The 26,318-nt window shown below is 42.7% G+C and carries 27 protein-coding genes and 1 pseudogene; 17 read left to right on the top strand and 11 right to left on the bottom strand.

The features are described from left to right. Window positions 1–139 precede the first annotated feature (139 nt). The gene (gene ghrA, locus AAC855_RS13495; protein WP_340610299.1) at window positions 140–1,081 is read left to right on the top strand and encodes a glyoxylate/hydroxypyruvate reductase GhrA; all 942 of its coding nucleotides are present in this window, start codon (window positions 140–142) and stop codon (window positions 1,079–1,081) included. Window positions 1,082–1,169: 88 nt separating this feature from the next. Beyond that, window positions 1,170–1,712, top strand: a complete 543-nt coding sequence (locus tag AAC855_RS13490; RefSeq protein WP_340610370.1) for a TorD/DmsD family molecular chaperone — start codon at window positions 1,170–1,172, stop codon at window positions 1,710–1,712. Window positions 1,713–1,811: 99 nt separating this feature from the next. On the opposite strand, the gene AAC855_RS13485 is transcribed toward AAC855_RS13490, so the two are convergent. Next, window positions 1,812–2,375 carry a lipoprotein gene (locus AAC855_RS13485; RefSeq protein ID WP_340610297.1) on the bottom strand — a complete coding sequence of 188 codons (564 nt, stop codon included), beginning with the start codon at window positions 2,373–2,375 and terminating at the stop codon, window positions 1,812–1,814. A gap of 54 nt (window positions 2,376–2,429) precedes the next feature. Beyond that, window positions 2,430–3,635, bottom strand: coding sequence for a multidrug efflux MFS transporter MdtH (mdtH, locus tag AAC855_RS13480; RefSeq protein WP_340610295.1), 1,206 nt, complete (start codon window positions 3,633–3,635; stop codon window positions 2,430–2,432). A gap of 175 nt (window positions 3,636–3,810) precedes the next feature. Between mdtH and rimJ the strand changes: the two genes are divergently transcribed. Both rimJ and murJ read left to right on the top strand, forming a co-directional pair. After that, window positions 3,811–4,383 (top strand): ribosomal protein S5-alanine N-acetyltransferase, encoded by a 573-nt coding sequence (gene rimJ, locus AAC855_RS13475; protein ID WP_340610293.1) that lies wholly within the window; start codon window positions 3,811–3,813, stop codon window positions 4,381–4,383. 195 nt (window positions 4,384–4,578) lie between these two features. Next, window positions 4,579–6,117 (top strand): murein biosynthesis integral membrane protein MurJ, encoded by a 1,539-nt coding sequence (murJ, locus tag AAC855_RS13470; protein WP_340610291.1) that lies wholly within the window; start codon window positions 4,579–4,581, stop codon window positions 6,115–6,117. A gap of 64 nt (window positions 6,118–6,181) precedes the next feature. Here murJ and argS read toward each other — a convergent pair whose 3' ends face one another. Both argS and AAC855_RS13460 read right to left on the bottom strand, forming a co-directional pair. Then, window positions 6,182–7,912: an arginine--tRNA ligase gene (gene argS, locus AAC855_RS13465; RefSeq protein WP_340610289.1), complete on the bottom strand. Its 1,731-nt coding sequence runs from the start codon at window positions 7,910–7,912 to the stop codon at window positions 6,182–6,184. Window positions 7,913–8,030: 118 nt separating this feature from the next. Then, complete coding sequence (locus AAC855_RS13460) at window positions 8,031–8,453, bottom strand: DUF4180 domain-containing protein (protein ID WP_340610287.1); 423 nt, start codon at window positions 8,451–8,453, stop codon at window positions 8,031–8,033. Between the two features lie 558 nt (window positions 8,454–9,011). On the opposite strand from AAC855_RS13460, the gene cutC reads away from it, so the two are divergent. Then, a complete protein-coding gene (gene cutC / locus AAC855_RS13455; RefSeq protein WP_340610286.1) occupies window positions 9,012–9,758 on the top strand; it encodes a copper homeostasis protein CutC in 747 nt (248 codons plus the stop codon). A gap of 85 nt (window positions 9,759–9,843) precedes the next feature. On the opposite strand, the gene cmoB is transcribed toward cutC, so the two are convergent. From cmoB to AAC855_RS13440, 3 genes are all read right to left on the bottom strand, one after another. Further along, window positions 9,844–10,815: a tRNA 5-methoxyuridine(34)/uridine 5-oxyacetic acid(34) synthase CmoB gene (cmoB, locus tag AAC855_RS13450; protein WP_340610283.1), complete on the bottom strand. Its 972-nt coding sequence runs from the start codon at window positions 10,813–10,815 to the stop codon at window positions 9,844–9,846. Then, window positions 10,815–11,570, bottom strand: a complete 756-nt coding sequence (gene cmoA / locus AAC855_RS13445) for a carboxy-S-adenosyl-L-methionine synthase CmoA (protein ID WP_340610282.1) — start codon at window positions 11,568–11,570, stop codon at window positions 10,815–10,817. Before cmoA ends, cmoB begins: the two co-directional genes overlap by 1 nt. 168 nt (window positions 11,571–11,738) lie before the next feature. Next, a complete protein-coding gene (locus AAC855_RS13440) occupies window positions 11,739–12,137 on the bottom strand; it encodes an MAPEG family protein (RefSeq protein ID WP_340610280.1) in 399 nt (132 codons plus the stop codon). Between the two features lie 265 nt (window positions 12,138–12,402). Between AAC855_RS13440 and aspS the strand changes: the two genes are divergently transcribed. The 9 genes and pseudogenes from aspS (at window position 12,403) to AAC855_RS13400 (ending at window position 20,083) form a co-directional block, all read left to right on the top strand. Further along, a complete protein-coding gene (gene aspS, locus AAC855_RS13435) occupies window positions 12,403–14,172 on the top strand; it encodes an aspartate--tRNA ligase (RefSeq protein ID WP_340610278.1) in 1,770 nt (589 codons plus the stop codon). Beyond that, complete coding sequence (gene nudB / locus AAC855_RS13430; protein ID WP_340610276.1) at window positions 14,172–14,606, top strand: dihydroneopterin triphosphate diphosphatase; 435 nt, start codon at window positions 14,172–14,174, stop codon at window positions 14,604–14,606. Before aspS ends, nudB begins: the two co-directional genes overlap by 1 nt. 90 nt (window positions 14,607–14,696) lie before the next feature. Continuing rightward, a complete protein-coding gene (locus AAC855_RS13425; protein WP_099110169.1) occupies window positions 14,697–15,440 on the top strand; it encodes a YebC/PmpR family DNA-binding transcriptional regulator in 744 nt (247 codons plus the stop codon). Between the two features lie 137 nt (window positions 15,441–15,577). Beyond that, window positions 15,578–16,099, top strand: coding sequence for a crossover junction endodeoxyribonuclease RuvC (gene ruvC / locus AAC855_RS13420; RefSeq protein WP_340610274.1), 522 nt, complete (start codon window positions 15,578–15,580; stop codon window positions 16,097–16,099). A gap of 91 nt (window positions 16,100–16,190) precedes the next feature. Then, window positions 16,191–16,808, top strand: coding sequence for a Holliday junction branch migration protein RuvA (gene ruvA / locus AAC855_RS13415; RefSeq protein WP_099110167.1), 618 nt, complete (start codon window positions 16,191–16,193; stop codon window positions 16,806–16,808). Between the two features lie 16 nt (window positions 16,809–16,824). Continuing rightward, entirely contained in the window at window positions 16,825–17,832 is a 1,008-nt protein-coding gene (ruvB, locus tag AAC855_RS13410) for a Holliday junction branch migration DNA helicase RuvB (RefSeq protein ID WP_340610272.1), read from the top strand. Window positions 17,833–17,858: 26 nt separating this feature from the next. Next, entirely contained in the window at window positions 17,859–18,620 is a 762-nt protein-coding gene (locus AAC855_RS13405) for an aminoglycoside adenylyltransferase family protein (RefSeq protein ID WP_340610270.1), read from the top strand. Window positions 18,621–18,904: 284 nt separating this feature from the next. Further along, a pseudogene (locus AAC855_RS21630) lies at window positions 18,905–19,080 on the top strand (IS1 family transposase); the annotation flags it as partial. Between the two features lie 241 nt (window positions 19,081–19,321). After that, entirely contained in the window at window positions 19,322–20,083 is a 762-nt protein-coding gene (locus AAC855_RS13400; RefSeq protein ID WP_340610268.1) for a hypothetical protein, read from the top strand. 172 nt (window positions 20,084–20,255) lie between these two features. Here the strand turns inward: AAC855_RS13400 and znuB are convergent, their stop codons facing one another. Continuing rightward, window positions 20,256–21,041 carry a zinc ABC transporter permease subunit ZnuB gene (gene znuB, locus AAC855_RS13395; RefSeq protein ID WP_340610266.1) on the bottom strand — a complete coding sequence of 262 codons (786 nt, stop codon included), beginning with the start codon at window positions 21,039–21,041 and terminating at the stop codon, window positions 20,256–20,258. Then, a complete protein-coding gene (gene znuC / locus AAC855_RS13390) occupies window positions 21,041–21,796 on the bottom strand; it encodes a zinc ABC transporter ATP-binding protein ZnuC (protein ID WP_340610264.1) in 756 nt (251 codons plus the stop codon). Before znuC ends, znuB begins: the two co-directional genes overlap by 1 nt. 92 nt (window positions 21,797–21,888) lie before the next feature. Here znuC and znuA point away from each other — a divergent pair, with 92 nt between their 5' ends. From znuA to lpxM, 3 genes are all read left to right on the top strand, one after another. Continuing rightward, window positions 21,889–22,845: a zinc ABC transporter substrate-binding protein ZnuA gene (gene znuA / locus AAC855_RS13385; RefSeq protein ID WP_340610262.1), complete on the top strand. Its 957-nt coding sequence runs from the start codon at window positions 21,889–21,891 to the stop codon at window positions 22,843–22,845. Window positions 22,846–22,866: 21 nt separating this feature from the next. Then, window positions 22,867–24,189: a murein DD-endopeptidase MepM gene (mepM, locus tag AAC855_RS13380; protein ID WP_340610260.1), complete on the top strand. Its 1,323-nt coding sequence runs from the start codon at window positions 22,867–22,869 to the stop codon at window positions 24,187–24,189. Between the two features lie 125 nt (window positions 24,190–24,314). Continuing rightward, entirely contained in the window at window positions 24,315–25,283 is a 969-nt protein-coding gene (gene lpxM / locus AAC855_RS13375) for a lauroyl-Kdo(2)-lipid IV(A) myristoyltransferase (RefSeq protein WP_340610259.1), read from the top strand. A 41-nt stretch (window positions 25,284–25,324) separates the two neighbouring features. On the opposite strand, the gene AAC855_RS13370 is transcribed toward lpxM, so the two are convergent. After that, window positions 25,325–25,648, bottom strand: a complete 324-nt coding sequence (locus AAC855_RS13370; RefSeq protein WP_340610258.1) for an AzlD domain-containing protein — start codon at window positions 25,646–25,648, stop codon at window positions 25,325–25,327. After that, window positions 25,648–26,310: an AzlC family ABC transporter permease gene (locus AAC855_RS13365; protein WP_340610257.1), complete on the bottom strand. Its 663-nt coding sequence runs from the start codon at window positions 26,308–26,310 to the stop codon at window positions 25,648–25,650. Before AAC855_RS13365 ends, AAC855_RS13370 begins: the two co-directional genes overlap by 1 nt. Window positions 26,311–26,318: the final 8 nt, after the last annotated feature.

Genomic DNA, 26,318 nt, shown 5'->3' with positions numbered 1-26,318 from the left:
CAGAAATATAAATTGATTCAATTCAATTGAATAGTGGATATTGGTGAGCGAATGTACGACGTTCGGCTATGTTTTTCTTGACATTTTACCTTTCGGCAATAGTTTTAATCTATTAAAAAATAAAAAGGGATAAGATTATATGAACATCATTTTTTTTAGTCCTGCGTCTGATGCCGATAAGTGGGTTCAAGGAATAACGGAACGTTTACCTGATGCTAAAGTGAGAAAGTGGGCTAAGGGAGATAATGCTCCTGCAGATTATGCTCTTGTTTGGCACCCTCCCTATGAAATGTTGACCGAGCGCTCAGATCTTAAGGGCATATTTTCTCTGGGTGCTGGTGTTGATTCTATTCTTCAACAAGAGTTGGAAAACCCCGGAGCTTTGCCAGCTAATGTCCCGTTAATCCGCCTCGAAGATACGGGGATGGGGTATCAGATGCAGGAATATGCAGTTAGTGCGGTGTTACACTATTTCCGGCGAATGGACGAGTATAAACGTAATCAGGAACAGCGTATCTGGCAGCCATTATCTCCACACGATCGAAAAGAATTTGTTATTGGTGTACTGGGTGCCGGGGTTTTGGGGCGCTGTGTGATTGAGAAATTGGCTGAGTTTAATTTTACGGTACGTTGTTGGAGTAAGACGCCAAAACAAATTACCGGCGTTGAAAATTTTTATGGTGAAAAACAATTTGGAGAGTTTCTTTCTGACTGTAAAGTATTAATTAACTTACTTCCCAGTACGTCTGAAACCCGCGGTGTGTTAAACCTTTCGGCATTTAGTCAATTAAAAAAAGGTTCATATATCATTAACATAGCGAGAGGTTCTCATCTTGTTGAACAGGATTTACTGACTGCCATTGATAAAGGGTATATTGCCGGCGCAACACTTGATGTCTTCGCTGAAGAGCCGCTGTCAAATATGCACCCGTTCTGGACTCATCCCCGTATTACTATTACGCCACATATTGCTGCAAACACCATTCCTGAACAGGCAATGGACGCTATTTGTGAGAATATCCGGAGAATGGAGCAGGGGCAAACACCAACTGGCCTTGTGGATATATCGCGTGGCTATTAATAAGCTGCTTTACAGCGTAGCGGATGATTAGCAAAATAGCGCCATTTGAATGAGTCGTTATTTTAACTTATTGGGATTTAATGAAGTCATGAATGAATTTTCGATTGTCTGCCGTATTTTAGGAACCCTGTTTAACCGCGCACCGCAAGATCCTATGTTGCAGCCTCTGATGAACATGATTGCTGAAGGTAAATTAAAGCAGGCATGGCCTTTAGAACAGGATGAATTATTGGTTCGCCTGCAACAAAGCAGTGAGTTATCTGTAATAGAATCAGACTATCAGGCGCTGTTTGTCGGGGAAGCCGCTAAGGTTGCCATTTGCCGCTCTGATTATACTGATGGAACAGAAAATGAAGTGCGCCAGTTTCTGAGTGAGCGGGGTATGCCATTATCTGATACGGCAGCCGATCAGTTTGGCTCTTTATTGCTGGCTGTATCATGGTTGGAAGATCAGGCGGCAGAAGATGAAGTTCAGGCTCAGATAACATTATTTGATGAATATTTATTGCCGTGGTGTGGGCAGTTCCTTGGAAAAGTTGAAGCTCATGCTGCCAGCGGCTTTTATCGGACTCTGGCTATGATTACCCGTGAAGCGTTACAGGCTTTACGTGAAGAACTGGAATCGGAGTGACATTGTCACTTAACTGAGGCCAATTGGATTAGTTATCGATAAAATAAGGGCAAATTATTTATGAATAATTTGCCCTTACTATTTCAATCACAATGAAAATTATTTATCAGTTAACCCAATCACCAATTTTCCCGGCTTAATTTCCAGTCCTTTAGCGAATTTTGCCGCTGCTGCTTCGGACTTGCTTTTTTCCGGATTGAGAACATAAACCGGATGAGTATCAAAAAACTCAGTTAGCGAGGTATTCAGGTAAGGAATCAATGCTTTGATCGGCCCAGCTACTTTTTCAGGGGTAGTTTGATAATCGATAATTTCCAGCCCCTTAACAAAAATAGCCCCTTTCTCTGCATCAAATACAGGCTTGGCCCTGATAGCCAATGTCATATCTGCCTGTGTTGAACCGAATAATGTTGCAATTTCAACCTTGGCTTTGCTGGTCAGGATAATTTTTTCAGGATCCTGACGGCCTATCTGACTACTTAAATTTCCCAGAGAAACATTGAAATTTGCTATGCCAGCAATGCCAATATCTTTCTGATAATGCACTTTTTTTAATAAATATTCATTGAGCAAGCCTTCACTGATGCTGAGATCTTTAAACTGACCACAACCACTGAGTAAACCAATCAGCACTAACGCTGCCCCTAATAAAAACTTTTTCATGCTGGCTCCTATATTTATTTTTGCTGGGCAGATTCTACACCATTATTTATATTGTTAATGTCTACTAATGGTTATTGGTTCGATTTTTTTCTGATTAAATTGGCGATGAAGAGCATAAATGGTGAACAAGCCGATCAATCCCAATAAAACCCATGGTAATTGAGGCATATTCAATGCATGACCGGTATCATAAAGCCAGCCACCACCGGTATAGCCCAACACACCACCAAGCGCCAGCCCTAATCGACTGAATCCCATATAACTGCCACGAGCTCTTGGGTCTGCCAGACCGGCGCTGAGGATTTCCCGAGCAGGCTCTGCCGTGACCGTTCCCAAGTAAAATAGGGCAATAAGGGCAAAAAGCAGGTGTAATTGGTTAATCCAGCCGATAGGAAACATGCAAAGGCTCATTAAAGATAAACCTATCATCAGGCGCTGTTCCATGCGGAAATGTTTTTCACTCCACCGTGCGATAGGGTAAAGCAATGTCAGGGAAATAATTGCTTCGATAGCATACATCCATTTTACGGCTGTATGGCTGCCGGACATTTCATGGATAATAATCGGGAACATCAGCATCACTTGTACTGACAAAATAAAATACCCTGTCAGAGTCAGTACATAATGAAAGAATCGACGATCTTTAATGACCCGCATCATTCCTTCTTTGATTGGTGTGCGGATCGTTGAGATACGATATGCAGGTAGTAACCAGGCATTCGCAATAGCAGCCAGAACGAAAATACCAGCACCTATCCAGCACACCATATTGAAATTGTATTGTAATAACCAGCTTCCTATTAATGCACCAATCACAGCGCCTGCACTGTCTTGCATTAATAACAGTGAATAGAAACGGCCGCGTTCATGCGGACGGGTTAGTTTAATAACCAGTGCAGCTCTTGGTGGATCAAACAGTGTTCCGCCCAAACCAGATAAGACACAAGAAAAGATTAATATCCACGGTTCAGAAGCCATTGCCATCAGGGCGAAGCCTAATGCTCTCAGTAACATTCCGCAGACAATCATCGGCTTGGCACCAAATTTATCCGCAATGGCGCCCCCAAAAATTCCCAGCCCTTGCTGAACAAACTGGCGAGTCCCCAGAGCAAACCCGACAATAACGGCAGCCCAACCCATTTGTTCGACGAAACGGATCGAAATTAATGGAAAAACAACGAAAAATCCCAAGACAACCAATAGATTATCAAGTAATAAAAAATATTTACCTAAACTACGGGCCTGTGAAACCAATGACATTTCGCACCATCAATATATGAGAAAATAAAAGTGAAATTTCTATCATTTTGTACGCAATCCTATTTTTAAGATAGAGGATTCATATATGATATTTTTTTATCGTAAAACAATGATATTGGCTTTTATTAGCTATAAATTATTCAGAGTCTTTTTAAAATAAATATCGGGAGAGGGCATGTTTGGTTATCGGTCTACATCGCCTAAAGTTCGTTTTATTACGGACAGGATGATCGTCCGTCTGGTATATGAGCGTGATGCTTATCGTTTGGCTGAGTATTATTCAGAAAATAAAGATTTCCTTAAGCCGTGGGAGCCGATAAGAGATCGGAGTTTTTACCAACCTTCGGGTTGGACGAATAAGCTGAGTTATGTTGCGGAATTGCAACGGCAAAATGCGACGTTTAATTTTGTGTTGTTGGACCCTGATGAAAACGAAATTTTAGGTGTGGCAAATTTTACCAATGTTGTCCGTGGAGCATTTCACTCTTGCTATCTTGGTTATTCGCTGGCGGAAAAATTGCAAGGGCAGGGGTTTATGTATGAAGCATTGCAGCCGGCTCTTCGTTATATGCAGAATCATCAGAAAATGCACCGGATTATGGCTAACTATATGCCGCATAATCAAAGAAGTGGAAATTTGCTCAAGAAACTGAATTTTGAGCAGGAAGGATATGCCAAAAAATACTTAATGATAGACGGCGTCTGGCAGGATCATGTTCTGACGGCATTAACCAATGATAATTGGTGAACGGGAAAGCGCATACAGGGTTAAAAATAATTAATAAAAAGGAGATAGCCAATGTAGGCCGGGTTTTTGTCTGTTAAACTTTGCCTATCAGTGCTATCTCATCGGATCATATTCTGTTCCATTTTAAGCATATCTGATGAAGTTGCTTTACGCTTTCACGCTCATTTCATAGAAATATACTTATTAAACAATATCATGAACTTACTAAAATCACTGGCAGCCGTCAGTTCAATGACGATGTTTTCCCGCATTCTGGGGTTCATCCGTGATGCTATTATTGCTCGTATATTTGGTGCAGGTGTAGCAACAGACGCCTTCTTTGTTGCGTTCAAATTACCTAACCTACTACGCCGTATTTTTGCTGAGGGGGCTTTTTCACAGGCTTTTGTTCCCATTCTTGCCGAATATAAAAATCAGCAGGGGGATGAAGCAACACGAACTTTTATCGCTTATGTATCGGGTATGCTGACATTGATCTTAGCGATTGTCACTGTAATTGGGATTATTGCTGCGCCGTGGGTTATTTATGTCACCGCACCGGGTTTTGCCGATACACCGGATAAGTTTACGCTGACCCGAGATTTACTCAGAATCACATTTCCGTATATTTTCTTGATTTCTTTAGCATCTTTGGCGGGGGCAATTCTGAATACATGGAACCGTTTTTCGGTACCGGCTTTTGCACCAACTTTGCTTAATGTCAGCATGATTTTCTTTGCGTTGGTCGTGGCTCCTTACTGTCATCCTCCCGTAATGGCGCTTGGATGGGCTGTGGTTGCTGGTGGTATTTTGCAACTGGCTTATCAGCTCCCCCATCTGAAAAAAATAGGGATGTTAGTACTGCCTCGCGTCTCTTTCCGTGATAGCGGGGTATGGCGTGTTATCCGCCAGATGGGGCCGGCTATTTTGGGGGTATCCGTCAGCCAGATTTCTTTGATTATCAATACGATTTTTGCTTCATTTCTGGTTTCCGGCTCAGTTTCATGGATGTATTACGCTGATCGATTAATGGAATTACCTTCTGGTGTTTTAGGGGTCGCATTAGGAACGATTTTATTGCCTTCTCTGGCGAAAAGTTTCTCCAGTGGGAATCATGATGAATACCGGAGATTGATGGATTGGGGATTACGCCTTTGCTTTTTGTTGGCATTGCCCTGTGCTGTGGCATTGGGAATTTTGGCTGAACCATTAACAGTATCACTGTTCCAGTATGGTAATTTTTCTGCTTTTGATGCAGCCATGACACAACGGGCATTGATCGCCTACTGTTTCGGTTTAATGGGGTTGATCGTTGTCAAGGTTCTGGCGCCCGGTTTCTATTCCCGTCAGGATATTAAAACACCGGTTAAAATTGCGATTGCAACCCTGATTTTGACTCAGTTAATGAACCTCGCTTTTATCGGCCCTCTGAAACATGCAGGATTAGCTCTTTCCATTGGTTTGGCTGCCTGTTTCAATGCCGTGATGTTGTACTGGCAATTACGTAAGCGTGAAATATTTAAACCGTTAGCAGGATGGGGTGTATTCTTGCTGAAATTGCTGGTGGCAATCGCCGTTATGGTTGGTGTTTTGCTGGCAATGTTATGGTTCATGCCGGATTGGGAGCAAGGAAACATGGCAATGCGTTTGTTGAGATTGATGGGTGTTGTGATTGCCGGTGCAGGCAGCTATTTTGCTGCATTAGCCTTGATGGGATTCCGGTTAAAGGATTTTGCACATCGGGGATTACAGTGATTATTTAATCTATTAGTGTGTTTAAATACCCCGCCGCAAACGGCGGGATATTTTTATAGTTCGATTACATCCGCTCTACAGTCTGAATCCCCAGAGTATCCAGCCCCTGCTTCAGGGTTTTTGCTGTCAGCAATGCCAGTTTCAGGCGACTCTGACGCAACTCTTCATTTTCAGCATTCAGGATTGGGCAGTGTTCGTAGAAACCGGAGAACAGGCCAGCCAGATCATACAGGTAAGCACACATCACATGTGGTGTCCCTTCACGAGCGACGGTTGTGATCGTTTCTTCAAATTGCAGAAGACGGGTAGCCAGCGTTTGTTCGCGTTCTTCATTCAGGACAACAGGTAATGTCAGGCTGCTTTCATCGATTTCAGCGCGTTTGAAAATAGAGGAGACACGGGTATATGCATACTGCATATAAGGAGCCGTGTTACCATCAAAGGCCAGCATATTATCCCAGTCAAATACATAGTCTGTTGTGCGGCTCTTGGAGAGATCGGCGTATTTTACTGCGCCAATGCCAACGGCTTCGATAACTTTTTTAAGTTCATCTTCCGGCATATCCGGGTTTTTCTCACGGATAAGTGCATCTGCACGTTCAATCGCTTCATCCAGCAGATCAGCTAATTTTACTGTACCGCCTGTGCGGGTTTTGAATGGCTTGCCATCTTTGCCCAGCATCATGCCGAACATATGATGTTCCAGTGACATGGATTCAGGGATGTAACCGGCTTTGCGTACAATCGTCCAAGCTTGTATTAAATGTTGGTGTTGGCGTGAATCGATGTAATAAAGCACACGGTCTGCATTCAGGACTTCATGACGGTATTTGGCACAGGCGATATCTGTCGTTGTATAAAGGTAGCCACCATCTTTTTTCTGGATAATAACGCCCATCGGTTCGCCTTCTTTATTTTTGAATTCATCAAGGTAAACCACGGTTGCGCCATCACTTTCAACAGCAATACCACGTTGCTTGAGGTCAGCAACGATCCCCGGCAGCATATCGTTATAAAGGCTCTCGCCCATCACGTCTTTTTCTGTCAACGTCACATTCAGGCGGTTATAAGTCGCCTGATTCTGTGACATGGTTATTTCAACCAATTTACGCCACATATTGCGGCAATATTCATCACCGCCTTGTAGTTTTACAACATAGCCGCGGGCACGAATGGCAAATTCTTCGTCTTCGTCGTAGTTTTTCTTGGCGGCGCGATAAAATTCTTCCAAATCTTCTAATGCCATATCACTGGCATTTTCATTCTGTACTTTTTCCAGATAGGCGATCAGCATGCCGAACTGAGTACCCCAGTCGCCAAGGTGGTTAGCACGAATAACTTTATGGCCAAGGAATTCAAGGGTACGTGCTGCGGCATCACCGATGATGGTTGAGCGAATATGACCAATATGCATCTGTTTTGCGACATTAGGAGCAGAATAATCGATAACGATAGTCTGTGGTTCTACAGGAGATACCCCTAGTTTTTCTGCGGTCAGCGCGTTTTCTACATTTGTTGCAACCCATGCTTTATCAAGGAAAATATTGATAAACCCCGGGCCAGCGATTTCGATTTTGCTGGCAATTCCTTGCAGATCCAGCAAATTGACAACTTTTTCTGCCAGTTGTCGTGGAGGCATACCAACTTTTTTCGCTGCCGCCATGACACCATTTGCTTGATAGTCACCAAATTGAGCTTTTGCAGATTGACGAACGTGAGCCTCACTATCGGCTGGAGCACCAGCTGCAATCAGCGCACTACTGATTTTTTCTGAAAGAATAGCCTGTATATTCACAGTGTTACCTTAAATTACGTACCAAAACTACACATTTTTATAATGCAGCATTTTCTGGCATGCGGGTTATGAGAAAATAACGGGGTTTATACCATATTCAATACCCTGCATGCTACTATCAGCCCCGTTTGGTAGGGGGACTTTTTGTTTTTGCCATTTCTTTTGGTGGATTCTTCGTCGAGGACAGATATCTGATAGCATCATTAATCTCTGATACGAAGAAAAGCGGGTTATTTCGATGACTTTCCACAATAAAAGCGCGCAAGCTGGTACTCGTATTGGTGTATTTTGTCATGTCACCTAAGATAGCGATTTTTACCCGATAATTAACGAAAATTTGCAGCATTTCTCCAGCAATCCCCGTTTTTAATCTGAAAAAATCAGGATGAAAGCAAGTTTCATTGATTATAAAACCAGCAATGCTTCTGTGCTCATGACTAAGAATGATATTAATGGCATCCTGCCGTGAGCGGAAAGGCTCTGGGGTATCCGTAATATGGATAAAGCACATAGAATCTCGTTCAATAACCTTTATCTTCATTTAATTAATCCCAGACTTACTTATACATTTTGTTGATTTTAAGACCTTCTTGTTTTGGATTAAATAATGTGTTTGTTATGACGCCAAAATAATAGAGATACTAATAATTACTATCCAGTAAAAAGAATTAATGAGTAATTATCATAATATACTCACTTAAATTAAGAATGGGTGGTTGAACAAAATTTGAGCCTCGGCACAAACAATTATCGCGCTGATAAAGAGTCATATAAATGTGATTAATGCACTGATATTTAGAAAATATTTAACTAATTGATTTGTCTTGATGGGGATTCAGATTGTTATAATTGTGCAGTCAGTAGCTGATAATGCCACGGTGATCAAGCATTATTCTTTTTCTATCTATAAATCTTGCTAAAAATGCGGACATATCAGCAAAATTGACTTTTTCATAATGGTTTATCAGCAAAAAATTCTGTTCTTGTGATTTGCAATATGTCATTTTGAAAAATAGTTGTCATAGTTAATAAGTTCGCTAATGAAATATTTCGAATCTATTTATGACACATTGGCAGATTTGAATTCAGGGGGGGATTAATGCTAAAACTAGAAATTTGCTGTTATAGCGTAAACTGTGCGCTTACTGCACAAGAGGCAGGAGCTGATCAAATCGAATTGTGTGCAGGGCCATTGGAAGGGGGGGTGACCCCCAGTATGGGGATATTAAAACAAGCGTTGCAGTATTTAGTTATTCCTGTACACCCGATTGTTCGGCCCAGAGGTGGAGATTTTTGCTACAGTAGATTCGATTTTGAAGCGATGAAAAATGATGTTTCCTGTATCCGTGATATGGGATTTCCCGGTGTTTCCTTCGGTGTTTTGAATGAGGAAGGGAAAGTTGATATGTTGCGCATGAGGCAACTGATGTCCTTGGCAGGAGATATGGCTGTCACGTTCCATCGTGCTTTTGATATGTGTTGTGATCCGCTAAATACGCTGGAGCAGCTGACTGAACTGGGTGTAAAGCGAATATTAACTTCTGGCCAGCAAAGTAGTGCGGAGTTAGGCTTACACTTATTAAAAGAATTGGTACAGGCTACTCGTGGCCCGAGTATTATGCCGGGAGCGGGTGTCCGGGCCAGTAATATTAGTAAGTTTTTAGAAATTGGCGTGAAGGAAGTACATAGCTCAGCAGGTAAAATTGTCCCTTCCAGAATGATCTACCGTAAGGCTGGTGTAAGAATGAGCTCCGAAGACCGTGAGCTAGAGGAATACACGAATTATAGTGTCGATCCTGAGTTAGTAGAAGCCATGAAAGGAGTAATGATCCTGATTGATCACTAAATTCCGACTAAAATTACCTCTTAACTTTGAAGGTGTGAACTGCCACAACGAGCAATTCACACATCAATATTTAAATTTGCAGGTCTTAAGGCTTGCGGGCAATAAGAACGGCGCGCAATGGTGCCGGATAGCCTTCGATTGTTTTGCTCTGATCTGATGGGTCAAGGAAATCAGCTAAAGATTCAGTTTTCATCCACTCTGTCTGACGTTGTTCATCTGTCGTTGTCACTGCCTGATCAACAATCCTGACATCCACGAAACCGCATTTTTCCAGCCATGTTTTCAACATTTCAGCTGAAGGAATAAAGTAAACATTGCGCATTTGCGCGTAACGTTCACCCGGGATTAGACATTGATATTTATCTCCTTCAATGACTAAACTCTCCAGAATCAGCTCTCCGCCTGAGACTAACTGATTTTTCAACTGCCATAAGTGGTCAAGAGGTGAACGGCGATGATAAAGCACTCCCATGGAAAAGACAGTATCAAACGCTTTTAATTCAGGTAACTGTTCAATACCCAGCGGGAGTAAATGCGCACGTTGGTCATTACCCAATAATTTTCTGACCGCTTCAAACTGGCAAAGGAAAAGTTGAGTAGGATCGATACCGACAACTAAATCCGCACCTTCACCCACCATACGCCACATGTGATAGCCACTGCCACAACCGACATCAAGTACGGTTTTTCCTTCAAGAGGGGAGATATGCGGTAAGACACGATCCCATTTCCAGTCAGAGCGCCATTCCGTATCAATTTCAACACCGTATAACGAAAAAGGCCCTTTGCGCCAAGGCATCAGGATTTTCAGAATATTACGGATACGTGCTTTTTCACCATCGGGTAATTCGGGAATGTGTGTGGCGATGACACCATTCTTTAGATCAAGGTGAGTTGGTTGAATTTCAGGCAAGTTATCCAGATTCTTTAACCATGAACTGAATTGGCCATGTAATGAGGCTTTCTGCCACTGGTTTAATTGTGCTGGTAAACATTCCAACCAATGATTCAGATGGTTTTTGGCAATTAATTGATAAAAATTCCCGAAATCAATCATTATTCGGCTCCCTTAACCGCTAATAACGAACCGAAATTGAAACATTGGAACCAGACTTCGCTATGCTGAAAACCGGCTTGTTTCAGGCGTGATTTATGAGTTTCAACAGAATCTGTCCGCATGACATTTTCCAGCATGCTGCGTTTTTGACTAATTTCCAGCTCACTGTAGCCATTAGCCCGTTTGAAGTCATGATGCATGCTGAACAGTAACTCGCCAATGTTCTGATCTTCAAAATTGAACTTTTCAGACAGAACCAGAACGCCCCCTGGTTTTAGTCCGGCATAAATTTTATTTAATATTTTCTGGCGATCATCCGGTTGAAGAAACTGCAAAGTGAAATTCAGTACCACCATTGAAGCATTCTGAATGTCGGTATCAAGAATATCCTGTTCGATGATTTCAACGGGAGTTTTTGCCTTGAAAGCATCAATATGACGGCGGCAGCGCTCAACCATCGCTGGTGAGTTATCAACAGCAATAATACGGCAGCCGTCAATATTAATATTGCGGCGAATAGATAAAGTGGCTGCGCCGAGGGAGCAACCAAGATCATAAATCTGGCTGTCCGGCGTGACAAAGCGGCTTGCCAGCATGCCTATCATGGAGATGATATTTGAATAACCAGGAATGGAGCGTTTCACCATATCTGGAAAGACTTCGGCAACTCGTTCATCAAAACTCCAATCACCTAAGTTAGCGATTGGAGCAGAGAACAGGCTGTCCCGTTGGTTGTGCGGATCTTGATTTGACATAACAACATTGATTTTGGAAACAATTAAGAATTGGCTATTCTAACAGAATGCAGGAAAAGGCAGGAAGCGCTAATCCAACAGAACGGTTTTGAGTAGTAAGATCAGGCAGTAAAGATGCCAATTGAAATGAATAATTGGCTTCTTTTAATCAGTCAATCCGGGAACAGGTTACGAATAGGGAGAAAATATTGGCTCCCAGGGCAAGTAATATATGTTGGCAACCACCATTATGATCATTGACATAAATGTCGCCCCCATACCCATTCGCCGCCATCGGAGTTCACGCTGACGCAGACCATAAAAATGCAATAACCTGCCAGCAAGTAGCAATATTCCGCAAATATGCAGCATCCATACTGTTGCTCCATTCATTTCCATGACCAGTAACAGAAGTAAGGAAATAGGAATATATTCAACAGCATTACCATGAACGCGAATCGCTGTTTGTAATTCGTAAAAACCGCCATCACCATATGCAACCTGATACTGTGTTCTTAATTTAATGACATCAAGAGACAGTTTAATTAACAATAGTGCGCCCAATACAATATAAAGTGAGCTAACCATTTCCAACTCCATTGCCCAACCAAAAAACGGCTTACTGATGATAAACCTCAAAAGTAAAACTGTCGCTATAAATCATCATATTTGATAGTAAATTGAATTTGGTTTATCTGATCGTGAAAATTGTCTTGTCATGAAGCGTGTTATAGCCTTATCTCCAGATAGAATTTCCAGTATAATGGCTTCCTTTTTTGACAATTCTTCCTAAAAGAACAATGCCAAAATTTCCGCAGCAGAATGCATAACGAGCTGAGTAAAAGGATATTGTATGCGTACTAATTATTGTGGGCAGTTGAGCCGGGCCCATGAAGGCCAAAAAGTGACTTTATCAGGTTGGGTAAACCGCCGTCGTGATTTGGGTGGTCTTATTTTTATTGATATGCGAGATCGTGAAGGTATCGTTCAGGTATTTTTTGATCCGGATAGAAAAGACGCATTTGCTCAGGCTTCTGAACTGCGTAATGAGTTTTGTATTCAAATTACCGGGGTTGTGCGCGCCCGTCCTGACAGCCAGATCAATAAAGATATGGCGACAGGAGAAATTGAAGTTTTTGCTGAAAGTCTTGAAATTTTCAACCGTTCAGAACCATTACCGCTGGATAGCAACCAAAACAACAGTGAAGAACAGCGCCTGAAATATCGCTATCTTGATCTGCGTCGTACGGAAATGTCTCAGCGTTTCAAAACCCGGGCAAAAATTACCAGTTTTGTCCGTCGCTTTATGGATGGTGCCGGTTTTCTGGATGTGGAAACGCCGATGCTGACTAAGGCAACACCCGAAGGTGCGCGAGATTATCTGGTGCCAAGCCGTGTGCATAAAGGCAAATTTTATGCACTGCCTCAGTCTCCACAGCTGTTCAAGCAATTGTTGATGATGTCCGGTTTTGACCGTTATTATCAAATCGTCAAATGTTTTCGTGATGAAGACCTGCGTGCTGATCGTCAGCCAGAATTCACTCAGATTGATGTTGAAACTTCATTTATGACCGCTGAGCAGGTTCGCGAAATCATGGAAAAAATGATCCGTGAACTGTGGCAGGAAATTCGTGGTGTTGATTTGGGTTCTTTCCCTATCATGACGTACGCTGAAGTCATGCGCCGCTTTGGCTCGGACAAACCGGATCTGCGTAACCCGCTGGAATTGGTTGATGTTGCTGACTTGGTGAAAGACGTAGAGTTTTCTGTTTTCGCTGAGCCAGCAAATAACCCGAAAGGCCGTGTCGCAACCCTTTGTGTACCGGGTGGTGCTGAACTGAGCCGTAAACAGATTGATGAATATGGCAAGTTTGTCGGGATTTATGGTGCGAAAGGGTTGGCATGGATGAAGGTTAATAACCGTGCCACTGGTCTGGAAGGCGTTCAAAGCCCGATTGCCAAGTTCTTGTCTGCAGAAGTGGTTGAGAGTTTGTTGTCCCGTACTAATGCACAAGACGGTGATATTCTGTTCTTCGGCGCTGACCAGAAAAATATCGTTACTGATGCTATGGGCGCACTGCGTCTGAAAGTGGGTCGTGACCTGAATCTGACGGACCTGACTAGCTGGAAACCGCTTTGGGTTGTTGACTTCCCAATGTTTGAAGGTGATGGAGAAGGTGGTCTGGCTGCAATGCACCATCCATTTACTTCTCCATGCGATATGTCTGCTGAAGAGCTGGAAAGTAACCCCGAATCTGCTATTGCGAACGCATATGATATGGTTATCAATGGCTACGAAGTGGGTGGTGGCTCAGTGCGTATCCATCGCAATGAAATGCAGCAGGCGGTCTTCCGTATTCTGGGTATCACCGAAGAAGAGCAACAGGAAAAATTCGGGTTCCTTCTGAATGCTCTGAAATATGGCACGCCTCCTCATGCAGGGCTGGCTTTCGGTCTGGATCGCCTCGTTATGTTGCTGACAGATACGGATAATATCCGTGATGTTATTGCATTCCCGAAAACAACAGCAGCGGCATGTCTGATGACTGAAGCTCCGGGTTATGCAAATTCAGCAGCACTGGAAGAGTTAGCTATTTCGGTTACTAAAAAAGAGAGCGAATAATGGATTACAAGCGCCCTGAATCTGTACTGGTTGTTATTTATGCTGCCGACAGCAAAAGGGTGCTGATGTTACAACGGCGGGACGATCCTGATTTCTGGCAATCTGTTACGGGTAGCCTCGAAGAGGACGAAAAGCCGTATGAAGCAGCGTTGCGTGAAGTACAGGAAGAGATTGGGATTGATATTGTTGATGCCAATCTTCAACTGATTGATTGTCACCGCAGCCTCTATTATGAGATTTTCTCACATTTACGTTATCGATATGCTCCCGGGGTAACACAGAACAAAGAACACTGGTTTTTGCTGCCGTTGCCCGGGGAGTGCGAGATCCTGCTGACAGAGCATCTGGCTTATCAATGGCTGACAGTAGAAAAAGCTGCCAGCCTGACTAAGTCATGGAGCAATCAGCAGGCAATTGAAGAGTTTGTTATTTAGTCTGCTAAACCTGACAGATTTCAGTTTACAGTTGATAAGGCGGGTAAACTGAATGATGAAAGGCACAGACATTTTATCGGAGATATTTTCATGGCAGGTCATAGTAAGTGGGCCAATACGAAGCACCGTAAAGCGGCGCAGGATGCAAAACGCGGTAAAATTTTCACTAAAATTATCCGTGAGTTAGTCACTGCAGCACGTTTGGGCGGTGGTGATCCTGATTCTAACCCACGTCTTCGCGCAGCGATTGACAAGGCACTGTCCAACAACATGACTCGTGATACCTTAAACCGCGCTATTGCTCGTGGAGTGGGTAATGACGAGTCAGATAACATGGAAACCATCATTTATGAAGGTTATGGTCCGGGCGGTACAGCCGTGATGGTTGAATGCCTGAGTGATAACCGTAACCGTACAGTTTCCGATGTTCGTCACGCATTTACCAAAACAGGTGGCAATTTGGGGACGGATGGTTCTGTTGCTTATCTGTTCACTAAAAAGGGCGTTATTTCCTATGCGCCGGGTCTGGATGAAGATGCTGTGATGGAAGCGGCTTTGGAAGCAGGTGCGGATGATGTTGAAACTTATGATGATGGCGCGATTGATGTCTATACTACACCAGAGAGTTTTGGTGAGGTTAAAGACGCGCTGGATGCAGCTGGTTTCAAAGCTGATTCTGCTGAAGTTTCCATGATCCCATCGACGAAAGCAGAACTGGATGCAGAAACCGCACCTAAATTACTTCGTCTGATTGATATGCTTGAAGATTCTGACGACGTTCAAGAAGTTTATCACAATGGTGAAATCTCTGATGAAGTTGCAGCCTTGCTGTAATTAACATTCGGGTTCACAGCGTAGGGAAAGTGCGCCTCATGTCAGGGCACTTTCTCTAACGTTTTTATTTTATGCGTTTTTATTCAGGATTTATTTATTCCATCGTTTTTATTCCATATAACAGGTGAATAAACAGAATGGCGGTTATTCTTGGTATAGACCCTGGTTCCAGAGTGACAGGGTATGGTGTTATCCGCCAGCAGGGACGACAGCTTATTTATCTTGGTAGCGGCTGTATCCGGACAAAAGTTGATGATCTTCCCGGACGTTTACAGCGAATATATGCAGGTGTTGCCGAAATAATCACTCAATTCCAACCTGATGTTTTCGCAATAGAGCAAGTTTTTATGGCGAAAAATGCAGATTCAGCCTTAAAACTTGGGCAGGCGCGTGGTGTCGCTATCGTTGCGGCAGTTAATGAGTCCATTCCTGTATTTGAGTATGCAGCACGTCAGGTGAAACAGACTGTTGTCGGTACCGGTGCAGCAGATAAAAGTCAGGTTCAGCATATGGTACGCTCAATGCTGAAATTATCATCCAATCCACAGGCCGATGCGGCAGATGCTTTAGCGATTGCGATTACACATTGTCATATGAGCCAGAATTTACTCCGTATGGGCAATGCGAGGTTAAATTTAGCGCGGGGACGTCTGAAATAACCTTTCAATTGTTTTGGCTGGATATGCATCCAGCTTTTTTTGTGCTATAAGCTTTATCGAATCATTTATTTTTATTTTCAGGGGGTAAGTAGTGATAGGGCGTTTGAGAGGAACTGTATTGGAAAAACAGCCACCACTGGTTTTGTTAGAAACGAATGGTGTAGGTTATGAAGTTCATATGCCAATGACCTGCTTCTATGAACTACCTGAAATTGGTCAGGAAGCCATATTATTCACTCAGTTCATTGTGCGGGAAGATGCTCAACTACTCTATGGTTTTAATGATAAGCAAGAGCGTGCTCTTTTCCGTGAACTGATTAAAGTCAATGGCGTCGGGCCAAAACTGGCACTGGCGATCCTTTCTGGCATGTCTGCTCAGCAATTTGTTACTGCTATTGAGCAGGAGGCTATTTCTTCTCTGGTTAAGTTACCGGGAGTTGGTAAAAAAACAGCAGAAAGATTAGTCGTAGAAATGAAAGATCGTTTTAAAGGGCTTAATGGCGATCTGTTCAATCAAAATAGTGATATTAATCTACCGGCAGCAACTCAACCGGCTAATTCCGATGCTGATATTGAAGCAGAAGCTGCGGCGGCTCTGGTTTCACTGGGATATAAACCACAGGAAGCAAGCCGGATGGTCAGTAAAGTGGCCAAACCGGGCGCAGATTGTGAAACCCTTATCCGAGAAGCGCTTCGTGCGGCTCTGTAATTACAGGAGTTAAGTGATGATTGAAGCTGATCGACTGGTTTCAGCAGAGGTTCTGCAAGATGATGAGGCGGTTGATCGCGCTATCAGGCCAAAATTCTTATCGGAATATGTTGGTCAGCCCCATGTCTGTGAGCAAATGGAGATTTTTATTCAGGCCGCACGGCAGAGGAGAGATGCGTTAGATCATCTGCTGATTTTTGGCCCTCCCGGGTTGGGTAAAACGACGCTGGCGAATATTGTTGCCAACGAAATGGGAGTGAATCTGCGTACAACTTCAGGGCCAGTATTGGAAAAAGCGGGTGATCTCGCGGCGATGCTGACGAACCTTGAACCCCATGACGTTCTGTTTATTGATGAAATCCACCGCTTATCTCCGGTTGTCGAAGAAATTCTTTATCCGGCTATGGAAGACTATCAGTTGGATATCATGATTGGCGAAGGGCCGGCAGCCCGTTCAATCAAAATTGATTTGCCTCCGTTTACATTAGTCGGCGCTACAACCCGCGCAGGCTCTTTAACCTCTCCTTTACGCGATCGATTCGGTATCGTACAGCGTCTTGAGTTTTATAACGTTGATGACCTACAAAGTATCGTTTCCCGTAGTGCTCATTATATGGGATTGGATATTTCAGACGATGGGGCAAGGCAAATTGCCATGCGTTCTCGGGGCACTCCGCGTATCACAAACCGCTTGTTGCGGCGGGTACGTGACTTTGCTCAGGTAAAAGGTGATGGCTCAGTTAATAATGATATCGCCGCAAAAGCACTTGATATGTTGAATGTGGATTCAGCGGGTTTTGATTATCTTGACCGCAAATTACTGGTTGCCATTATTGATAAATTTATGGGTGGCCCGGTTGGTTTGGATAACATCGCCGCAGCTATTGGTGAAGAGCGGGAAACCATAGAAGATGTTCTGGAACCTTTTCTTATCCAGCAGGGTTTTATCCAGCGTACACCACGGGGCCGAATAGCAACCAACCATGCTTATCGGCATTTTGGCTTGAGTAAAGAAAGCGAATAAAAATTCCTTTAATGGCTATTCCTTTAATGACTATTCCTCCTGAAGCAGATAACGCATTGTTAATCCTCCAGAAGAGATTAGCAGGATCGCTGGTGGCTGTTTACCTCCATGGTTCGGTTGTGGCAGGAGGTCTGCGTCCGAACAGTGATGTAGATTTACTGGCAGTTGTTAATAAACCGCTGACGTCTGAAATCAGAGAATGTCTTGCTACTGATTTAATGCTGATATCGGGCCGATACCCATCTGACCCTGATGGACGTCGCCCGGTTGAACTGATTGTTTTCTTGAGCACAGATCTCGCAGCTTTACTTTATCCTGCTCGGAGCGAGTTCATATACGGTGAGTGGCTACGTCATCAATATGAAGAAGGAAAAATGCCTAAATCTATTTGTGATCCGGAACTGACTTTAGTGTTGGCTCAATCACAACAGGAAGCGGTAATTCTGTTTGGCTCTCACGTAAACGATCTTCTGCCGATTATTCCAATTTCTGAGATTCATCGGGCGATTAAAGATGTTCTGCCGGGTTTAATTGAGACTCTACAGGGAGATGAACGTAATGTTCTGCTAACACTGGCACGCATGTGGAGAACATTAGTTACCGGAGAGTTTGTTCCTAAGGATATTGCTGCTGACTGGGCGGCGGCACGCCTTCCCGCTATACAATCCACAGTCTTAGCTGATGCGCGGAAGGCTTATTTAAGTGGGAATGAAGACAATTGGCAAAGTCGCCAGCAGGAACTTCAGCTCACGGTAAGTTCGCTACGCGACTATGTACTGGAGAGTTAATCAGTGCTGGAGAGTTAATCACATCTGCTCATGCTACTAACGCCTTATCAATACAATATTAAGGCTGTTTGTTAAATCTTTTGTATATACACAATGGATTTCAAGATGCGTTTCGGTGGCAAGGGAGTGAATCCCCTGAAGCATAGATAACCGTATATTGATAAAAACGGTGACCGGGGTGAATGAGCGCAGCTAACAAAGCGGCAACTTGAAAGATGAAGTGTATAGCGATATTACTATTGCTTGATAATTTAGTATCTCTGTCTCTGGTTAACCCATATGGGTTGCTCACAGATAAACACCTCATAGGAAAAAGTTTCACACAACGGATTGAACGTGAAAACTTCACCCACCGAAACCGAATTAACTTATTGAATCGTAAACATTGTGTTATTCAAAATTACCGGAAATGTACGACAAAACCATCGGGATTTTTCTCGGAAGAGAATATTATATTTAAGGGGAATCAACAAATTGAATACGTGACCGATATAAAACTATATTGAATGAAATTATAATACGGGGTACATTCTATATGCCTATGTTGGTAATGAAATGTTGATACAAAATGCTGGAAAATAAAGTCGTTATATGGATAAGCTTTTGGGTTTTTTATTTCAGTACAATCTTATTAATTGTTTATAATTTTTTGACTTATATATAGATCATATTCTTATATGGAATTTTCGGAGAATTGTAAAATGTCAATTATCAGTATCTTAAGAGATGCAAATAATTTTTCAAGACGAAAATTTTCGTTTAAATTTGGCGGCCTTAAGTCGCCAAATAAAATATATATAGACCAAAGTAAGTTATCAGGAAAAAAGAGAGAACTTTATTCAATGGAGGCTATTATCCTAAAGAATGGTCTTCTAGGGGATTTTCGTAGAAGCACAAGCTCTGATTCATCAGAGAGAAAATATCAAAAAATAGAATCGTCACCATATCCCGTAGGGAACTGTTACGAGTATTCATTGGTGGCATTTTTTTATTTACAACAACAAAGAAATCAAGATGTTTTAAATGAATTTAAATCATCTTGTACTATAGAAATTATTGGAACATATCCCCCATATAGTCATAATTTTGTTTTAATTGTACCTGATCAGGGAAGTATAACCCGTAATATAGGAGATACCTTTATACGTAACCAATTGCCCGCTAACTCTTGGATATGTGATCCGTGGGCAAATATAGTCTGTGAAGCTAAGTTCTATTCTATAGAATGGAGACTTAAAATGGAGAAATGGTCTAATAATAAAAAACATATTCTTGGAGTACTCGATGCTAATGGGGTACCAATGGATCATGCAGATCCAAGAGATGACAGCATGTATTATCTTGCAGAAAAAAGCATAACGAAAATTGTTGATTTAATTAAATTGGAATATGAGAAAGAAGAACGTTTAAATAATATTGGTGAGTTGCTTATGTCGCTTGATAAAGATGACATGTTGCCATAATTAAATTGATAAAACACATTGTTTTTGTGGTGAAAAGTTATATTGATAAGGAATGAAATTATTGATGTTGATGAGGCTTGATGTTTATATTTTAAATAAATTTAATGTCGATTTAAATAAAAGGGTCATAATTTTAATAAATATGACCCTTTTATTTTTTTAATTAAAAAAGTTAATTTTTTGTCTTGAAAGTTAAACTTAAAGCAAATAACACTGCCGCACAAAGCACAACAGAAGGCCCCGCTGGTGTGTTATAAAATGCAGATAAAGCCAACCCACCGGTAACTGAGAACATACCGATACCAATGGCACAAATTGCCATCTGTTCAGGCGTGCGAGCAAAACGGCGAGCCGTAGCTGCCGGGATAATAAGCAAAGAGGTGATAATCAGCGCCCCGACGAATTTCATTGCCAGCCCGATAGTCAGCGCTGTAACCAACATCAATAACACTCGTAACCGCTGAATATTAACCCCATCAACAAAAGCCAGATCCTGGCTGACAGTCATCGACAGTAAAGCGCGCCATTGCCATGCCAGTAACCCTGCCACAGTGACAACACCCGCCGTAATCAACCAGAGGTCTTCATACGTCACAGAGAGTAGGTCACCGAACAAATAAGCCATCAGATCAACCCGGATACCACTCATAAAGCTCACAACCACTAAGCCCAGTGATAATGCGCTATGAGCCATAATTCCCAGTAACGTATCAACAGCTAATTGTGGGCGTTTTTCCAGCCAGACCAGAATCACAGCCAGTATCAGTGTCACTGCAATCACCGCATAAAACGGATTCACATCTAACAGGAAGCCGAATGCCACACCAAGAAGTGAAGCATGGGCCAGTGTATCGCCAAAATAGGACATTCTGCGCCAAACGACAAAAGAACCAAGAGGCCCAGCGGCAACCGCCAATAAAACCCCGGCCAGCCAGCCCGGAAATAGTAGTTCGATCATTAGCGAGGCTCTCCACCCTTTTTCAAAATAATTTTCCCTCTTAAATCGTGATGATGATTATGATGATGGCGATAAACTGCCAGTTGTTCGGCACCATGATGACCAAACATGGCAATAAATTCTGGATGCATGGATACCACTTCTGGGGTACCTGAACAGCAAATGTGTTGATTAAGGCATAAAACCTCGTCTGTTTTCGCCATCACCAAGTGCAGGTCATGCGATACCATAAGGACAGCACAATTTAGTTCTGTTCTGATTTGATTAATTAAATCATAAAGTGCTAATTGACCATTCACATCCACACCTTGTGTCGGTTCATCGAGAACCAGTAGTTGAGGATGGTTGAGTAATGCTCTGGCAAGCAAAACGCGTTGAGTTTCTCCTCCTGATAGTTTTTGCATGGGTTGCTGCAATAAATGAGCAGCATTGACTCGTTCTAAAACAGGGGCGATATCAGCTGATTTAACCCCCGGCTTAAGCATCATGAAACGTTTAACAGTCAAAGGAAGAGTAGGGTCAAGATTTAATTTTTGTGGAACGTATCCTATCCTTAGTGTTTGGCTGTGCTCAATGGCACCGGAAGTAGGACGAATTAATCCAAGAACAATGCGTACTAAGGTTGATTTGCCGGCTCCATTTGGGCCGATTAACGTCAGGATCTTACCTTGTGTAAGGCTGAAAGAAATATTGTTTAATACCGTGCGGCTACCAAACTTAACCGTAATGTTTTTCAGGGTGATCATAATTGGCATGTTACATAACAAGCATGTTAAAAGTGTCTTGCAGAATCATTGAAATGTTATAATATAACATTTTTAGATTTTATGCATAGGGTATTCATAATATGTTACACAAACCACAAAGATACGCGCATACATTTTTTCGTCAGGTAGCTTTGATTTCAGTGCTGACAGCAGGGATTAATTATTCTGCACAGGCGGATGTTGTCACATCTATTCGTCCTCTGGGCTTTATTGCTGCAGCTATTGCTGATGGTGTAACAGAGACACAGGTACTTTTACCTGATGGCGCCTCGCCACATGATTACGCGTTAAGGCCTTCAGATATCCGCAAACTTGATCAGGCGGATCTGGTTGTCTGGATTGGCCCGGATATGGAAACATTTTTAGCGAAGCCAATAGAGAAAATTGCACAAAATAAACAACTGGAATTGGCTAATTTACCTACCATCAAACCTTTATTACTGAAAAATAGCGAAGATAAACATGATTCAAGTGAATCGAATCAGCATAAACATGAAACAGATCACGAACATCATCACCATGGCCAATATAATATGCATATTTGGTTGTCACCAAACATTGCACAGAAGGCTGCTCAGGCGATATATACCCGTCTTGTCGAGCAATATCCTCAACATAAGCAACAATTAGAAGTAAACCTACGTAAATTCAATGGACAGCTTGTACAAACTGACAAGAATATTACAGATATGCTAAAACCCGCGTTAGGGAAGGGGTATTTCGTTTTTCATGATGCTTATGGCTACTTTGAAAAACACTATAAGTTGGCACCGTTAGGTGTTTTTACCGTGAACCCTGAAATCCAACCCGGTGCGCAGAGGTTACATAACATACGAACACAATTGGTTGAGCAAAAAGCGAAGTGTATTTTTGCTGAGCCTCAATTCAGGCCAGCCGTTATTCATGCCGTTGCAAAAGGTACTGATGCACGTATTGGGATACTTGACCCATTGGGAAGCGGCATTGTATTGAATAAAGACAGTTATATGAAATTTATAACTCAGTTGTCAGAACAATACTTAAGCTGCCTGAATTAATATAATAAGGAATTATAAATAGTGCAGCAGATGGTTAAAACTATCGTTTTGGTATATAACAGCCTGCCTAAACCACACAAAATCATGCTTGGTTCTTTGACGTTGGTCACTTTAGCTGTGGCTGTGTGGCGGCCGGTTGTTTATCACGAGCAAGAAGAAAGAATGGAAAGATCGGGGAGTATCACTATCACAGCTCCCAGTACTATTCCTGACGCGACAGATGACACAATTGGTGATAGTAATGAGCAGTTCTCTGATGAAGGGATCAGAGATGAGGAAAATGAACCGGAAACAGCTGTAAATGTTCCTCATAAGTATGTTGTTTCCAGTGGTGATACTTTAAGTTCTATTTTAAATCAGTTTGGTATTGATTCGTCTGATATTGCTTTATTGGCGAATCAGAATAAGGCACTGCGTGGCCTGAATATTGGTCAGTCATTATCATGGGTTGTCGATGAAAGCGGCAGTCTGAAAACGTTAACATGGGAAATATCGCGCCGTGAAACACGGGTTTATACTCGTGAAGGTGATATCTTCAAAGAAACAAAAGAGCTCCAGAAAGGGGAGTGGGTAAACAGTGTTATAAAAGGCGCTGTGAACGGTAACTTTACCGGAAGTGCTTTAGCCGCAGGGCTAACCAGCAGCGAAGCAAGGGATGTGACGAAGGCACTTCAATGGCAGATCGATTTTCGCAAGCTGCGGAAAGGTGATCAATTCTCTGTATTAATGTCCCGCGAAATGCTTGACGGAAAAAGTGAACAAAGCCAGTTATTGGGCGTTCGCTTACAAAGTGGTGGTAGCGACTATTATGCATTCCGGGCTGACGATGGTCGTTTTTACGATAGTAATGCATCTGGTTTGGAGCGTGGTTTTTTACGTTTTCCAACAACAAAACAATTCCGGGTTTCTTCTCCTTTTAATCCGCGTCGTTTAAATCCTGTCACGGGAAGAGTGACGGCTCATAGAGGCGTTGATTTTGCTATGCCTGTAGGAACGCCGGTTCTGGCTGTTGGTGATGGCGAAGTTATTGTTGCCAAATTTGATGGTGCCGCAGGTAATTTCATTGCTATCCGGCATGGTCGTCAGTACACAACCCGATATATGCACTTAAGAAAGTTATTGGTAAAACCGGGCCAAAAAGTGAAACGTGGCGAGCGTATTGGTCTGTCGGGTAACACTGGTCGCACAACAGGTCCTCATTTGCATTTTGAATTCTGGGATAATCAGCAGCCGGTGAATCCATTGACTGCAAAATTACCTCGTTCCGGCGGTTTAAGTGGTAAAGATCGTTCGGAATATATTGCGATGGTTAAGGAGCTTAAACCGCAACTATCACTAAATTAAAAATTCAGATTGTTAACACATAAAAGCGGATGATTGGTATCATCCGCTTTTATGTTATGTTTGTTGAAAACAGATTGAAAAAAAAATGATTTGGAAGTTTATGTTGGAGCCTGCAGAGTTAGCTCATGAATAAAGAGAAAGACACAGATAGCAAACGGGGTTATATCCCAACGTTTCATTTATCCTATTTGCACCCTCGTTATTGGGGTATTTGGGCTGGTGTTGGAATATTGGCGGGTTTGGCTTATATCCCCGCTAAATGGCGTGACCCTTTGCTGGCTAAAATAGGTGTTTTTGCAGGCCGGAAGGCAAAAAGTGCCCGGCGAAGAGCGAAGATTAACCTGCTGTATTGTTTCCCTGAATTATCAGAACAGCAGCACGAGATATTAATCGACAAAATGTTCGCAACAGCGCCACAATCTTTTGTTATGCTGGCCGAGCTTTGTTTTAGAGGCGTAGAACCTACACTCCAACGAACTCAGTGGCATGGTGAAGAAATCACTCAGGCTTTAAAAGAGCAGGGCAAAAACGTCATTTTTATGATCCCACATGGCTGGGCTATCGATATTCCTGCTATGTTAATGGCTGCCCGGGGTCAACCAATATCAGGCATGTTTCACCATCAGAGTAATCCGGTGGCTGATTATTTGTGGAACAAGGCGCGTTGCTATTTTGGCGGGCGCTTACACTCCCGTGATGCGGGGATAAAGCCCTTTATTGCCTCAGTACGTGAGGGATACTGGGGGTATTATCTTCCGGATCAGGATCATGGCGAAGAGCATAGTGAGTTTGTCGATTTTTTTGCGACTTATAAAGCGACACTACCCGCTGTCGGGCGTTTGATGAAAGTGTGTAAAGCGGCAATTGTTCCTTTGTTCCCGGTATATAACTGTGAAACGCATCAACTGGATATTTATATTCGTCCACCGATGGATGATATCGCAGGACAAGAGGATGCTTATATCGCCCGCCGTATGAATCAGGAGTTGGAAGAATTGGTGAAGCCTAATCCTGAGCAATATACTTGGATATTGAAACTGCTTAAAACCCGTAAAGAGGGTGATATTGAGCCTTATAAAAGGAAAGATATTTGATTTAATAATAATCAGGGGCAGAGGTCGCCCCTGATTATTTTTTAGTTTATTCCAGCATAGCGCAATAACGCTGTTATGAGCGCAGCCGATAGAATAACCACAATTAACGGTACTTTTCGCCAGGCCAGAAATACTGCGATAACAACACCCAGTACACGCGCCATACCCGCAAAATGTTCACCTTCGTAGAAAGTTGCAGCAAGCGCTACCGCAAACAACAATGTAGTTGCAGCATCAGAAAGTAGCGCTTGAGAACGCTCAGATAAAGCCAATTTATTACCCAGTTTTGCTCCACCCAAACGCATTAAATAAGTACCCAGCGATAGTATGGCAATACCAATAATAACCAGAGAATAATCAGCCATTATTTTTTCCTCACGAATAAGCCCAATAACGAAAGCAAAACCGGTAAACCCACGGGGACAAAAGGTACAACGGTAAGTGAAAGTGCTGCTCCGCTGGAAGCGCGAATAAGTGACGTTTTATTTTTGAATGCAGGGATCACCATCGCGAGCAAAATTGTAGGAAAAACAGCGTCTAGGCCAATCGTTTCTGGTGCGGGAATAAATTTGCCAACTGTGCCGCCAATAAGAACACCTAATGGCCAGAATAGAGCGACACCAAGACCACAAAACCAGTATGCAGCCTTACGTTGTTCGGGGGTAGACTGTGACATGCCGAATACCACACTCTCATCGTTCATGATATGGCAGCCCAAAAACTTTGCTGTACCTTTTCCGACTAATTCACGCACCGCGACACCAAAAGGTAAATGGCGGGCATTGACCAATAAACCCGCAGTTGCCGCAGCAAGTGGATTGCCACCACTGGCAATGATGCCGATAAACATAAACTCAGATGCTCCTGCCAGCACTAACGTGGATAACACAAGAGGAAGCCATAGTGGGAAGCCATAAGCAATGGCGAGCGATCCATAAGAAACGCCAACAACGCCGACAGCCAGATAAACCAGAAATATTGCTTTTTTAATCTCTCCTGACAAACAGGAAAAATGGTGTGTGAACATATACATTT

It is taken from the genome of Xenorhabdus bharatensis (genome assembly GCF_037996705.1).
GTDB classification, from domain to species: Bacteria; Pseudomonadota; Gammaproteobacteria; order Enterobacterales; family Enterobacteriaceae; genus Xenorhabdus; species Xenorhabdus bharatensis.
Note: the sequence above shows the minus strand (reverse complement) of the source record. Positions and strands in the feature narration are given on the sequence as shown.